The following is a 12,664-nucleotide window of genomic DNA, read 5'->3' on the forward strand; positions in this document are numbered from 1 at the left end:
CGGGGAGCCGCGGCGCTTAGGCAGCGCCCGGGCGGGCGCGGGCCAGCGCGCCGCGGATCAGCGCCACCGTCTCGGCCACGCCGTAGAGCGCCACGAACCCGCCGAAGCGCGGCCCCTCCTCCTGGCCAAGAAGGACCTGGTAGAGAGCGCCGAACCAGTCGCGCAGGCGTTCCTTGGGATAGTGGCGTTTGCCGGCCTCGAACACCGCGTCCTGAAGCGCCGACGCATCCGCGCCGGGCGGCATGGCCGCGAGCAGCTCGGCGAGATCGGCAAGCGCCGCCGCCTCCGTCGCGTCGGGGTCGCGAAACCGTTTCGCCGGCCGGACGAAATCGCGATAGTAAGCGACCGCCCGCTCGACGAGCACGGCGAGCATCGGCATCGCCTCCGGAGAGGCGTCCGGGCGGTAGCGCCGGATGAAGCCCCACATGATCTCCGGCGTTTCGGCGTTCACCACCGAGGCGAGGTTGAGCAGCATCGTGTAGGAGAGCGGGCTTCCACCGTTGTCGGGGATGCGCCCGCCATGGATGTGCCAGGCGGGGTTCGCTGCCACCGCCGGCTCGGTCTCGGTGCGTGCGCGCTCGAGATTGGCGAGATACTCGTCCACCGAACGCGGGATCGCGTCGAAATAGAGGCGCTTCGCGGCGTGCGGCTTGTTGTACATGAACTGGGCGAGGCTCTCGGGCGGGGCATAGGCGAGCCACTCTTCGACCGACAGCCCATTGCCCTTCGATTTCGAGATCTTCTCCCCCTTCTCGTCGAGGAAGAGCTCGTAGGTGAAGCTCTCCGGCGGCTCGGCCCCGAGGATCCGGCAGATCCGCGAGGACAGACGCACGCTGTCGATCAGGTCCTTGCCCGACATCTCGTAGTCCACGCCGAGCGCGAACCAGCGCATCGCCCAGTCGCACTTCCATTGCAGCTTGCAGTGCCCGCCCGTCACCGGTGTCTCGACGAGCCGCCCCGTCTCCTCGTCGCGCCAGACGATCGTTGCGGCATCGAGCTTCCGCTCGAGCACCGGCACCTGCATCACCCGCCCGGTGCGCGGGCAGATCGGCAGAAACGGCGAATAGGTGGCGCGACGCTCTGGGCCGAGTGTGGGCAGGATCACCGCCATCACCTCGTCGTAGCGCTCGAGCACGCGCTTGAGCGCCGCGTCGAACCGGCCGGATCGGTAGTAGGCGGTGGAGGAGGCGAACTCGTACTCGAAGCCGAACTGGTCGAGAAAGGCGCGCAGCCGGGCGTTGTTGTGCTCGCCGAAGCTCGGATGGGTGCCGAAGGGGTCGGGCACGGCGGTAAGCGGGCGGCCGAGATGCTGCGCGAGCATCTCGCGGTTCGGCACGTTGTCGGGCACCTTCCGGAGCCCGTCCATGTCGTCGCTGAAAGCGAGCAGGCGTGTCGGAATGGAGGAGAGCCGGTGGAAGGCGTTGCGCACCATGGTGGTGCGGACAACCTCGCCAAAGGTGCCAATGTGCGGCAGGCCGGAGGGGCCGTAGCCGGTCTCGAACAGCGCCTCCGCCTTCGGGCGCGCGGCGAGACGGTCAGCCACGCGGGCGGCCTCCTCGAAGGGCCAGGCGCGGATGGCGCGCCAGTCATGGGCATGCGGGGCGAAGTGCGTCATCGTCGCAACCTAGGAACGGCCCCGATGGGGGTCAACATGAGCGGTGCGGGCCGGGGCGCCCGGGACGCAGCGTGAGCGGCGCCGCGCCACGGATCGTGCTGCCCGAGGGGCCGGCCGTCGTGGCCTCGTTCGGCCGTGCCGCCGTGCTCTGGCCCGAGGGCGAGATCGAGACGCTGCCTCTCGAGGCGGCGCAGGCGCGGCTTCGGGCCTCCTCCCCGCCGCTTGTGTGCCACGCCCCGGCGACGGCGCGGCGCCTCGGCCTTGCCGCTCTCGCCGCCGCCGACGTGCTCGAGCTCTGGGCCTTTGTCCGCCCTGCCGAGCCAGTGGTGCCGACGCCGCGCGGGCTCGCGGAGACGCTCGGCCTCGCGCCGCCGCGCACGCTCGAGGACGCCGCCGCGTCTCTGCCCGCGATCGCAACCATGCTTCTGCGCCTTGCGGCTGCCGCCCGCGCCGCGCCGGCGAACCGCGATGCACCCGCGCTCGCGGCGCTGATGGGGGCGGCGGGCTGGCCCTGGGCGGCGCCGCTGCTCGCCGCTCTCGGCGCGCCGGACGCGACGGGTGGGACCTCGGCGCTCAGGGTGTGGGAGGCGCTCCCGGAATGGGAGGAGACGGCACGCCCGCCACCGCCCTCGAGCTTTCCCGTCCTGCCGGCCGAGGCGCGGGCGCGCCTCGCCGCCCTGCTCGGCGAAGCGGCCGAGGACCGGCCCGGCCAGAGCGACTTCGCCTCCGCCGCGACAGAGGCCTTCGCCCCACGCGACACCCCAGGCGTGCCGCGCGTCGTGCTGGCCGAAGCCGGAACGGGAACGGGCAAGACAGCTGCCTACATCGCGCCCGCGAGCCTCTGGGCCGAGCGCAACGGCGCCCCCGTGTGGCTCTCCACCTACACCCGAAACCTGCAGCGCCAGATCGACGCCGAATGCGCCCGCCTCTGGCCCGACGAGGCCGAGCGTCGACGCCATGTCGCGATCCGAAAGGGGCGGGAAAACTACCTCTGCCTGCTCAATTTCGAGGAGGCGGTGGCCTCTGCGGGTCGCGGCGCGGCGGCGATGATCGCGCTCGGGCTGATGGCGCGCTGGGTGCGCGCGACCCGGCACGGCGACCTGCAGGGGGGTGACCTGCCGGGCTGGATCCCTGAGCTTCTCGGTCCGAGCCAGACCCTCGCCCTTTCTGACCGGCGCGGCGAGTGCATCCACTCGGCCTGCGCGCACTGGCGCCGCTGTTTCATCGAGCGCGGCATCCGTGCCGCGCGGCACGCGACCCTCGTGGTCGCGAACCACGCGCTCGTGATGGTGCAGGCCGCCTGGGGCGCGCCCGACGCGGGCGGGCTGCCGCTACGCTACGTGTTCGACGAGGGCCATCACCTGTTCGACGCGGCCGACAGCGTGTTCGCCGCTGCTCTCTCCGGCTCCGAGACCGCGGAGCTGCGACGCTGGCTTCGCGGCAACGAGGGCGGGCGCGGGCGCGCCCGGGGCTTGCGCCGCCGCGCCGAAGACCTCGTCGCCGACCATCCCGAGCTTGCGCGCGCGCTCGAGGCCGCGCTCGAGGCCGCACGCGCCTTGCCCGCGCCCGGGTGGCTCGCGCGCCTTGCCGAGCCCCCGCGCCCGGAACTCGCCGGGCTTGCTCCGGGCGAGGACAACCCGGCGGAGGCCTTCCTGCGGCTCGTGCGTCGGCAGGTGCTCGCGCGCCGCACGCGCGACGATCAGGGCGGTGTGATCGAGGCCGAGGTCCTGCCGATGGTCGAGGGGCTCCCCGACGCCGCCCGACGGCTCGAGCGGGCTCTTGGGCGGATCGCGGCGCCGCTCGAGAGGTTGCGCGAAGGCCTCGCCGCACGGCTCGACGACGAGGCGGAGAGCCTTGACAGCGGCGAGCGTCAGAGGATCGAGAGCCTCTGCCGGTCGCTTGCCCGGCGCGCGCTCGACCCGCTCGCCGCCTGGCGCGGCATGCTCAACGCCGTCTCTGCCGGCACCGCCGAGGCCGGCCGTCCCGGGGAACGCTTCGTCGACTGGTTCGAGATCGTCCAGCGCGGCGGGCACGAGGCCGATGTCGGGATGCGCCGGCACTGGGTCGACCCCACCGTTCCCTTCGTCCGCGTCGTCGCCGAACCGGCGCACGGGGTGCTCATCACCTCGGCCACGCTTCGGGACACGGGGGCGGAGACGGAGGAGGGGCGCTGGCAGGCGGCGGAGGAGGCGACGGGTGCGCTGCACCTGCTCGCGCCGCCGCTTCGCGTCGCGGTTCCCTCTCCCTTCGACTATGCCCGGGCGACGCGCGCCTTCGTCGTCACCGATGTGCGGCGCGACGACCCCGACCAGGTGGCCGCCGCCTACCGCTCCCTCTTCCTCGCCTCCGGTGGCGGCGCCCTGGGCCTCTTCACCGCCATCGCCCGGTTGCGCGAGGTGCATCGCCGGATCGCGCCGGCGCTCGAGGCGGCGGGGATCGATCTCCTCGCCCAGCACGTCGATGCCATGGACACGGCCACTCTCGTCGAGGTGTTCCGCGCCGAGGAGGATGCCTGCCTCTTGGGGACGGACGCGCTGCGCGACGGGGTTGATGTTCCGGGCCGGGCGCTGAGGCTGATCGTGTTCGACCGCCTGCCCTGGCCGCGCCCGACCATCCTGCACCGCGCCCGACGCGCCCGGTTCGGCGGCGCGACCCCGTCGGCGATCGACGACAGGATCGCGCGCGCCCGGCTGCGCCAGGCCTTCGGCCGGCTGATCCGGTCGGAGACCGACCGCGGCTGTTTCGTGCTGCTCGACAGCCGCGCCCCGTCGCGGATCCTCTCCGTTCTTCCCGAGGGTGTGACGGTCCGCCGCGTCGGCCTTGCCGAGGCGGTGGCGGAGGTACGGGCCTTTCTCAGCGCGGGTTGACGGCGCCGTACGCCCGGCGCCATGTGCACGCGGCCAAGTGGAGGAGGATCGCCGATGCCGGAGACGGAGACCCTGGAGCCGCTGACGCCGCACGAGGCGCTCGTCTTCGCCATGGTGCTCGTCTCCGCCGCCGACCGGACGATGACCGACCGCGAGCTCAAGACGATCGGCCGGATCGTCACCGCGATGCCGGCCTTCGTCGGCTTCGACCACGGCTCGCTCTCGCAGGTGGCGGAGCGCTGCGTGGCGGTTCTGCAGCGGGCGGACGGGCTCGAGCGTGCCTTCGCCCTGATCAGCGCCGCCCTGACACCGTCGCTGTGCGAAACCGCCTATGCCTTCGCCTGCGACGTCGTGGCGGCGGACGGGCGCGCCTCGCAGGAGGAGCTGCGGGTGCTCGAGCTGATGCGCCACCGGCTCGACATCGAGCGGCTCGTCGCCGCCGCGATCGAACGCGGCGCGCGCGCGCGGCACGCACGCCTCGGCTGACGCGGGCGCTTGCGGCGAGCCCGGAAGCCGGGCGAAGCTCGCGGGCGGAGAGCGGAGGGGAGCGGCGTGGAGAAGAAGGCGCAGATCAACTTCTGGTACGTCCTCGCCGCCCTGATCGCCATGGTGGCGATCCAGGACCTCCTGGTCGCCGTGCGGCAGACCGAGACGATCCCCTATTCTGAATTCAAGAAGCTGGTCGCCGAGGGCAAGGTCGCCGAGGCGACGGTCGGCCCAACCACCATTACCGGGCGATTCCGCGAGCCGGTGGACGGCAAGCCCTTCTTCGTGACGCAGCGCGTGGAGGAGAGCCTTGCGGAGGATCTCGCGCGCGGCAACGTGACCTTCACCGGAGCGATGCCGTCCACCTTCCTCACGACGGTGCTCTCCTGGGTCGTGCCTGCTCTCGTCTTCTTCGGCCTGTGGTGGTTCCTGATCCGGCGCGTCGCCGACCGCGCTGGCCTGGGCGGCATGATGTCGGTCGGCCGCTCGCGGGCGAAGGTCTATGTCGAGCGCAACACCGGCACCACCTTCGCCGACGTCGCCGGCGCCGACGAAGCCAAGACGGAGCTCGAGGAGATCGTCGCCTTCCTCAAGGACCCCGAGACCTACGGCCGGCTCGGGGCGCGCGCGCCCAAAGGCGTTCTGCTGGTCGGGCCGCCCGGCACGGGCAAGACCCTGCTCGCACGCGCCGTGGCCGGAGAGGCAGGGGTGCCCTTCTTCTCGATTTCGGGAAGCGAGTTCGTCGAGATGTTCGTGGGCGTGGGCGCGGCGCGCGTGCGCGATCTCTTCGAACAGGCGCGCAAGGCGGCGCCTTGCATCATCTTCATCGACGAGCTCGACGCCTTGGGCCGCGCCCGCACCGCGGGGATCGTCAGCGGCGGGCATGACGAGAAGGAGCAGACCCTGAACCAGCTCCTCGTCGAGCTCGACGGCTTCGACCCCTCCTCCGGAATCGTCCTCCTCGCCGCCACCAACCGCCCGGAGATCCTCGACCCGGCACTCACCCGCGCTGGCCGCTTCGACCGCCAGGTCACGCTCGACCGGCCCGACCGCAAGGGTCGCGCCGCGATTCTCGCCGTGCATGTGCGCAAGGTGAAGCTTGCGCCGGGGATAGACCTCGATCAGCTCGCAGGCCTCACGCCTGGCTTCACGGGGGCTGATCTCGCAAACCTCGTCAACGAGGCGGCGCTTGCCGCGACTCGCGCCAAGCGCGAGGCGGTGACGATGGAGGATTTCACCACGGCGATCGAGCGGATCGTCGCCGGCATCGAGCGCCGGTCGCGCCTGCTCAACGCTGAGGAGCGCCGTCGCGTCGCCTATCACGAGCTCGGCCACGCTCTCGTTGCGCTCTCGATCCCCGGCGCGGATCCGGTGCACAAGGTCAGCATCATCCCCCGCGGCGTCGGCGCGCTCGGCTACACGCTGCAGCGGCCGACGGAGGATCGCTTCCTGCTCACCGCCTCCGAGCTCAAGGGGCGGATGGCGGTGCTGCTCGGCGGCCGGGCGGCGGAGGAGCTCGTCTTCGGCGAGATCTCGACCGGCGCGCAGGATGATCTGATGCGCGCGACCGAGATCGCCCGCGGCATGGTCACCCGCTACGGCATGGTGGAGGCCCTGGGCGAGGTCGCCTACGAGACCGAGACGAGCCGCTTCCTTGGGCTTCCGGTCGAGGGCGGGGGGCGTCGCTTCTCGGAGGAGACGGCGCGGGAGATCGACCTCGCGGTGAAGGGGCTTGTGGCCGAGGCGCATGCCCGCGCCCGGTCGATCCTCGAGGCGCGGCGTGCGGAGCTTGATTCGCTTGCGGTGACGCTGCTCGAGCGCGAGACGCTCGGGCCGGAGGACCTCCCGAAGCCAGCGCTTGCGGCCGCGGCCTGACCGCTTCGCCGCCCGCTGCGTTCAGCCGCAGCCGAGACAGCCGGAGAAGTGTCGGGCCACCGCCTCCGACCATTCGGGCAGGGCGGCGGCGAAGGCGTCGTCATGCCGCAGTCCGGCGCGGAACCGTGCCAGAAGCTCCGCCTGGAGCGCCGCGTGGTCGATGCCCGTGAGCCTGCCGTCGCGCACCACCGTCCGGCCGGCGACGATGAGCTCGCGGATGTGCCGCGCCGAGGCGCGCGCGAGCACCGGGTCGAGCGGGTCAAGCGCCGGCCAGAGCGACTCCTCATCCAGTGCCGACCAGTCGAGCAGGAGGAGGTCAGCCGGCGCGCCTGCCGTGATCGTTCCGCCCTCGTCACTTCCGGTGACCGATCGACGCCCGTGGCGCAGCGCCGCCGCGAGCGCGGCGCGGCGATCGACCGCCTCGTCGAACCCCCAGCCGCGATGCAACGCCCAGAAGAGGCGAAGCTCCCTGAGCGCGTCATCGTCCTCGTCGAAGGCGAGGCCGTCGATCCCCATCGCCACCCGGCAGCCGCGGCGCAGCATCTCGGCAACCGGCGCGATGCCGGAACGGAGTCCGAGATTGGACGAGGTGTTGACGGCGATGGTCGCGCCCGACGCCGCGATCCGCTCGAGCTCGTCCGGCCGCGCCCAGGTGCAGTGCGCGAGCGTCAGCCGCGGCGAGAGCAGCCCGAGCCGGTCGAGATGCGCAACGATCCCTCCCTCGCCCGGATAGGCGTGGTCGGCCCAGGCGCGCTGGTAGCGCGTCTCGAGCAGATGCATGTGCACCCGGCGCCCGGTCCGCTCGGAGGCCTCGGCGACGGCGGCGAGCAGGGCGTCGGAGCACCATTGCGGGCCAGATGGGCCGTACTGCGGATCGACCAGCGGCCCGGCGATCCGGTCCGCGACCGCATCGGCAAGCGCCACCTGCTCGGCGGCAGGGAGCGGCGGTTTCGCAAGCCGCCGGGCGATCGCCTCTGCCGAGGCGGGAGAGAGAGAGGCGAGGAGCGGCGCATGGTCGCCATAGACGAGCGGGTTTCGGTCGCGCATCGCCACCGCAAAGCCGATCCGGATGCCGATGTCGCGCGCGGCGCTGGCGACCAACGCCGCTTCCTCGGGCAGGGGCATCGGCCCGTTCACCCGCGTGTAGTGCACCATCACCGCCCCCGCACCGCCGAGAGCGCTCCGGCCGAGCGAGGCGGCAGCGGCGAGATATGGGTCGACCGGGGGCAGAAGCGCGAGGTGGTGCAGCCACGTCTCGAGCGGGCGGAAGGCGGCGCCGAACGCGCTCGACCGGATCGGGCGCGCATGGTCATGCGCGTTCACGAGAGCGGGCAGGACGAGGAGCGGCTCCGCGTCCTCGGCCGGCCCGACCTCTTTGATCCGCCCCTCCGCGAGCGTCAGCGCGACATCGCGGCGCGTCGTCCATGGATCGGCGACATGCGCCGCCGCGATCCGCCGCGGCGCGGCGGCGAGGCTCACGCGCGCGGCGGCGTCAGCGTGCGCTCGGAGGCCGGCGGGAGGAAGGCGCGGCTGAACACCTCCGACGGTGCCGGCGTGCGCGAGAGACCGAACACCTCGACGGTCTGCGCGATCGCGCGGCCAAGGCGGGCATCGTCGAGATCGCCCGCGCCGAGCCGCACCGCCTCTGGTGTCGCGATCACCGTCCGCCAGGCGTATTCGATCCGCTGCCGCTCGACCGCCTCGTTGATGGTGGGCTCGATCCGCGCCATGAGGCGAACACCCTCGGTTGGGTCGCGGCCGACCTCGAGCATCGCGCGGTTGATCGCGCGCACAAGCCCGCGCACGGCCTCGGGGTTCTCGCGGGCGAGCTTCTGGCTCACCATCACGCCGTTCGAGTAGGCCTCGATGCCGTGGTCGGCGAACACGAACCAGCGGAAGTCGCGGTCGGGGTTCTGGCGCATCCCGACGAGGTTCATGTAGCTCGTCAGCGTGAACACGAGCGAGCCCTCGACCTGGCCCTGGATCAGCATCTGCTCCTGCAGGTTCGGCGCCATGTTGAGGATCTCGTTCTTCGTCGGGTCGATGCCGTTGAGCCTCGCGAACAGCGGATAGGTGCGGGTGGCGGCCGAGCCCGCCGGCCCGCCGAGCTTGCGGCCCGCGAGGTCGGCGACGGTGCGGATCGGCCCGTCCGCCTTGACGACGATCGCGAACGGTGCGGTGTTGTAGATCTGGTAGACCATCAGCGGCTGCTCGCCCGGCCGCGCGGCCGCCTGCTGGATGATCGCGCCCATGTCGCCGAAGCTCGCGTCATAGGCGCCGCCCATGATGCGGGTGATGGTGTTGGCCGAGCCGTCGCCCTGGTCGATCGTCACGTTCAGCCCGGCCTCGCGGAACCAGCCCTTCTCGCGCGCGAGGAAGTACCACGCGTGGACGCCCTGGAAGCGCCAGTCGAGCGTGAAGCGAATGTTGGTGAGCGTCTGGGCGATCGCGGGCGCCGCGAGCGGGGCGGAGGCGGCGGCGAGCGAGGCGCCGAGCAGGGCACGACGGGACAGCGTCATCCTGGTCTCCCTTCAATGGAGGTTCGTGTCAGCCGAGCGAGGCGGGAAGGCGCCTCGTCTCGAGGGGTGGACGGAAGCGTCGGTCGAACACCTCGGCGATGGCGGGGCTTCGCGGCAGGCCGAAGCCCTCGCGCAGCGTCTCGATCGAGCGGGCGAGGCGGGCGAGCACGGCACGGCGTGTGAGATGCGTCATCGGTCGGCCCCCCGGCTTCAGGTCGTGACGGTAAGCTCGGCCTTGCGGTGCGCCCAGCCGGTCAGGCGCCGCTCGATCGCCGAGAAGATCAGGTAGAGTGACACCCCGAGCCCCGCGAGAATGAACAGCCCCGCGAAGACGAGCGGCACGTTGAAGCTCGAGGAGGCGATCATCATCATGTTGCCGATGCCGCGGTTGGAGGCGACCGTCTCCGCGACCACCGAGCCGACGAAGGCGAGCGTGATCGCGACCTTGAGCGAGGCGAAGAAATAGGGGGCAGCCCGCGGCAGGCCGACGTTCCAGAGGATGTCCAGCTTCGAGGCCTTGAGCGTCCGCATCACGTCCTCGAGCTCGGGCTCGACGGTCGCAATCCCGGTCGCGACGTTCACCACGATCGGGAAGATGCAGATGATCATCGCCGTCAGCACGGCCGGAACCGTTCCGGCACCGAACCACAGCACGAAGATCGGCACCACCGCGACCTTGGGGATCGAGGAGATGCCGACGAGCAGCGGATAGGCCGTCTCGAAGGCAAGCCTCGAGGAGCCGATCAGCACGCCGAGCACGACGCCCACGAGGACGCCCCAGCCGAAGCCGACGAGGGTGGTGTAGAGGGTCTGGTAGGTGTGCGGCCAGAGCGCGGGCCAGCGGTCGATCAGCGTGGCGAGGATTTGCGTCGGCCGCGGCAGGACGATGTCACTGACGCCAAAGCCGAGGCAGGCGACCTCCCAGGCGGCGAACACGCCGAGGATCAGCGCCGTCGAGGGCGCCCGGGCGCGCAGCGTGGCAAGGAAACGGCCCATCCCGCCCTCCCTCACAGCGTCGCCGCCGTGCGGAGGCCGATGATGAGTTCGCGCAGCCGTTGCGTCAGCGCCACGAACTCCGGCTGATAGACGAGCTCCATCGTGCGCGGCCGGTCGAAGGTGACCGCGCAGTCCTCGAGGATCCGGCCGGGGCGGGCGCTCATGACGCAGATCCGGTTGGCGAGATAGCCCGCCTCGCGCAGGTCATGGGTGACGAGCAGGACGGTGGTGCGCTTCGTCATCCAGAGGTCCTGCATCGTCGCCCACAGCTCTTCGCGCTTGAACTGGTCGAGCGCGCCGAAGGGCTCGTCGAGCAGGAGAAGGTCGGGCTCGTGGATCAGGGCGCGGCAGAGATTGGTCCTCTGCATCATTCCGCCCGAGAGCTGCCAGGGATATTTGTCGCCGAAGCCGGCAAGCCCGACCTGGGCGAGCAGGGCCTCCGCCCGGTCGCGATACTCGCCGCGCTTCTTGCGGTGCCACGACGCCCGGAAGGGCTGCACGATCTTCAGCGGCAGCATCACGTTCTGCCGAACCGTGAGCCAGGGCAGAAGCGTGGGGTTCTGGTAGGCCATGCCGATCCTGACCTCGTTCGCCCCGATCTCGCGCCCGGCGACGAGCACGTTTCCCGAGGAGGGCGAGAGGAGGCCCGAGACGAGGCGGAGGATCGTGCTCTTGCCGCAGCCCGAGGGGCCGACGAGGGCGAGGAAATCGCCCGGCATGATGCTGAGGCGGGTCTCGGCGAGGGCGGCGACCGCCGCCGCGCCGCGCCCGTAGGTGACGGAGACACGGTCGAGCGTGATAAGCGGCTCGCGGCGGGCCGTCGCCGAGGCGGGCGGCGGAGCGGCGAGCACGGGTGTCGCGGCCGTCATGCGGCGCCGCGGAGAGAGGCGGTGAGGGCGCGGATCGCGAGCGCCTCGTTGCGCGGCGCCGGCGTCGGCATGCGCTGGATCTCGGTCACCTGGCGGCCCCAGCCGGCGGTCTCAGCGACGAGGCGCCGGTCACGCTGCACGAAACGGCCGCGCACCAGGGTGTGGATGGGAACGCCCGTCACCTCCCGCCCCTCGAACGGCGTGACCTTGCCGCGGCTGTGCAGGGAGGCGGCGCGGATCGTCTCCCGACGCCGCGGGTCGACGACGGCGATGTCGGCATGCGCGCCCGGGGCGATCCTCCCCTTCACCGGCCACAGACCGAAGGCGCACGCCGGCGCCTCGGCCGAGAGCCGCACATAGTCCTCGATCGTGAGCCTCCCCTCGGCCACCGCCGTGAGCATCAGCGGCATCTGCGTCTCGAGGCCCGGGAAGCCGCAATCGGCACGCCAGATGACGGCCTGGGCCTTCTCCTCCGGGGTGTGCGGCGCATGGTCGGTCGCGATCATGTCGATCGCGCCGTTGCGAAGAGCGTGCCAGAGAGCGGCGCTGTCGGAGGCCTCCCGCACCGGCGGGTTCACCCGGATCACGCTGCCGAGCCGGGCGTAGTCGGTGCTGTTGAGGAACAGGTAGCAGGGGCAGGTCTCACCCGTGATGTCGACTCCGCGCGCCTTCGCCTCGGCGAGCGGTCGAAGCTCCGCTGCCGAGGAAATGTGCAGGATGTGGATCCGGGCGCCCGTCCATTCGGCAAGGGCGGCGGCGCGCCCGACCGCCTCGACCGCGACGATGGCAGGCCGCGACAACAGATGGTCGAGCGGGGCGTTTCGCCCGGCGGCGGCGAGACGCTCCTGCCGCCGCGCCATGATCGTCGCCTCCTCGGCGTGCAGGCTGATCCGGAGCCCGTGCCGGGAAATGATCTCGAAGCCCTCGAGCATCGCCCCGGTGGAGGGCGAGGGCAGGTTGCCGAAGGTGTTGCCCATGAAGCACTTGAAGGCGTTTGCCCCGGCGGCGATCAGCCCCTCGAGCTCGTCGAGATTGTCCTCGGCAAAGAGGCCGTAGAGGCCGAAATCGACATGGCTCTTGCGTGCCGCCTCCTGCTTGGCGCGCAGCTCCGCGGCGCTGCGCGTCGGCGGGTTGGTATTCGGCATCTCGAACACCGTCGTCGTGCCGCCCATCGCCGCCGCCGCCGAGCCGGTCTGCCAGTCCTCTTTGTGGGTGTAGCCGGGCTCGCGGAAATGCACGTGCACGTCGATCGCCCCCGGCAGGACGAGCTTGCCGCTGACGTCGAGCCGCTCCCGCGCGGGCGGCATCGCCTGCGGGTGGCCGACCGCGACGATCACCCCGTCCTTGATCGCGACATCCGCTGACGTGCTCGCCGCGCCGGAGACGACCGTTCCGCCTGCGAGAACGAGATCGGCCGCGAACGCCTCCCCCATGGTC

10 protein-coding genes are annotated in these 12,664 nt (G+C 71.7%); 3 read left to right on the forward strand and 7 right to left on the reverse strand.

The genetic code is table 11. The features are described from left to right. Positions 1–16 precede the first annotated feature (16 nt). Positions 17–1,615, reverse strand: a complete 1,599-nt coding sequence (locus KO353_RS09915; RefSeq protein WP_218284507.1) for a lysine--tRNA ligase — start codon at positions 1,613–1,615, stop codon at positions 17–19. Positions 1,616–1,686: 71 nt separating this feature from the next. On the opposite strand from KO353_RS09915, the gene KO353_RS09920 reads away from it, so the two are divergent. The 3 genes from KO353_RS09920 to ftsH all read left to right on the forward strand — a co-directional run bounded on the left by KO353_RS09920 (position 1,687) and on the right by ftsH (position 6,843). Next, the gene (locus tag KO353_RS09920; RefSeq protein ID WP_218284508.1) at positions 1,687–4,482 is read left to right on the forward strand and encodes an ATP-dependent DNA helicase; all 2,796 of its coding nucleotides are present in this window, start codon (positions 1,687–1,689) and stop codon (positions 4,480–4,482) included. A gap of 54 nt (positions 4,483–4,536) precedes the next feature. Further along, positions 4,537–4,968: a tellurite resistance TerB family protein gene (locus KO353_RS09925; protein ID WP_218284509.1), complete on the forward strand. Its 432-nt coding sequence runs from the start codon at positions 4,537–4,539 to the stop codon at positions 4,966–4,968. A 66-nt stretch (positions 4,969–5,034) separates the two neighbouring features. Continuing rightward, positions 5,035–6,843, forward strand: a complete 1,809-nt coding sequence (gene ftsH, locus KO353_RS09930) for an ATP-dependent zinc metalloprotease FtsH (RefSeq protein ID WP_218284510.1) — start codon at positions 5,035–5,037, stop codon at positions 6,841–6,843. A 21-nt stretch (positions 6,844–6,864) separates the two neighbouring features. Here ftsH and KO353_RS09935 read toward each other — a convergent pair whose 3' ends face one another. The 6 genes from KO353_RS09935 to allB are packed head-to-tail and all read right to left on the reverse strand — an operon-like array spanning position 6,865 to position 12,660. Then, complete coding sequence (locus KO353_RS09935) at positions 6,865–8,322, reverse strand: amidohydrolase family protein (RefSeq protein WP_218284512.1); 1,458 nt, start codon at positions 8,320–8,322, stop codon at positions 6,865–6,867. Then, on the reverse strand, positions 8,319–9,362 hold the full coding sequence (locus KO353_RS09940) for an ABC transporter substrate-binding protein (protein WP_218284513.1): 1,044 nt from the start codon (positions 9,360–9,362) through the stop codon (positions 8,319–8,321). The genes KO353_RS09935 and KO353_RS09940 overlap by 4 nt, the downstream gene beginning before the upstream one ends. 28 nt (positions 9,363–9,390) lie before the next feature. After that, positions 9,391–9,555: a hypothetical protein gene (locus tag KO353_RS09945; protein WP_218284514.1), complete on the reverse strand. Its 165-nt coding sequence runs from the start codon at positions 9,553–9,555 to the stop codon at positions 9,391–9,393. A 17-nt stretch (positions 9,556–9,572) separates the two neighbouring features. Continuing rightward, a complete protein-coding gene (locus tag KO353_RS09950; RefSeq protein ID WP_218284515.1) occupies positions 9,573–10,358 on the reverse strand; it encodes an ABC transporter permease in 786 nt (261 codons plus the stop codon). Positions 10,359–10,369: 11 nt separating this feature from the next. Beyond that, entirely contained in the window at positions 10,370–11,227 is an 858-nt protein-coding gene (locus KO353_RS09955; RefSeq protein WP_218284517.1) for an ABC transporter ATP-binding protein, read from the reverse strand. Then, positions 11,224–12,660, reverse strand: a complete 1,437-nt coding sequence (allB, locus tag KO353_RS09960; protein WP_218284518.1) for an allantoinase AllB — start codon at positions 12,658–12,660, stop codon at positions 11,224–11,226. The genes KO353_RS09955 and allB overlap by 4 nt, the downstream gene beginning before the upstream one ends. Between the last annotated feature and the right edge of the window lie 4 nt (positions 12,661–12,664).

The sequence above is a fragment of the Elioraea tepida genome, assembly GCF_019203965.1.
Taxonomy (GTDB): domain Bacteria; phylum Pseudomonadota; class Alphaproteobacteria; order Acetobacterales; family Acetobacteraceae; genus Elioraea_A; species Elioraea_A tepida.

Bases quoted from the DNA above. Each gene is read 5' to 3' on its own strand.
- KO353_RS09915 (WP_218284507.1), bottom strand. From the start codon at position 1,615: ATGACGCACTTCGCCCCGCATGCCCATGACTGGCGCGCCATCCGCGCC.
- KO353_RS09945 (WP_218284514.1), bottom strand. From the start codon at position 9,555: ATGACGCATCTCACACGCCGTGCCGTGCTCGCCCGCCTCGCCCGCTCG.
- allB (WP_218284518.1), bottom strand. From the start codon at position 12,660: ATGGGGGAGGCGTTCGCGGCCGATCTCGTTCTCGCAGGCGGAACGGTC.
- KO353_RS09940 (WP_218284513.1), bottom strand. From the start codon at position 9,362: ATGACGCTGTCCCGTCGTGCCCTGCTCGGCGCCTCGCTCGCCGCCGCC.
- KO353_RS09955 (WP_218284517.1), bottom strand. From the start codon at position 11,227: ATGACGGCCGCGACACCCGTGCTCGCCGCTCCGCCGCCCGCCTCGGCG.
- KO353_RS09950 (WP_218284515.1), bottom strand. From the start codon at position 10,358: ATGGGCCGTTTCCTTGCCACGCTGCGCGCCCGGGCGCCCTCGACGGCG.
- KO353_RS09925 (WP_218284509.1), top strand. From the start codon at position 4,537: ATGCCGGAGACGGAGACCCTGGAGCCGCTGACGCCGCACGAGGCGCTC.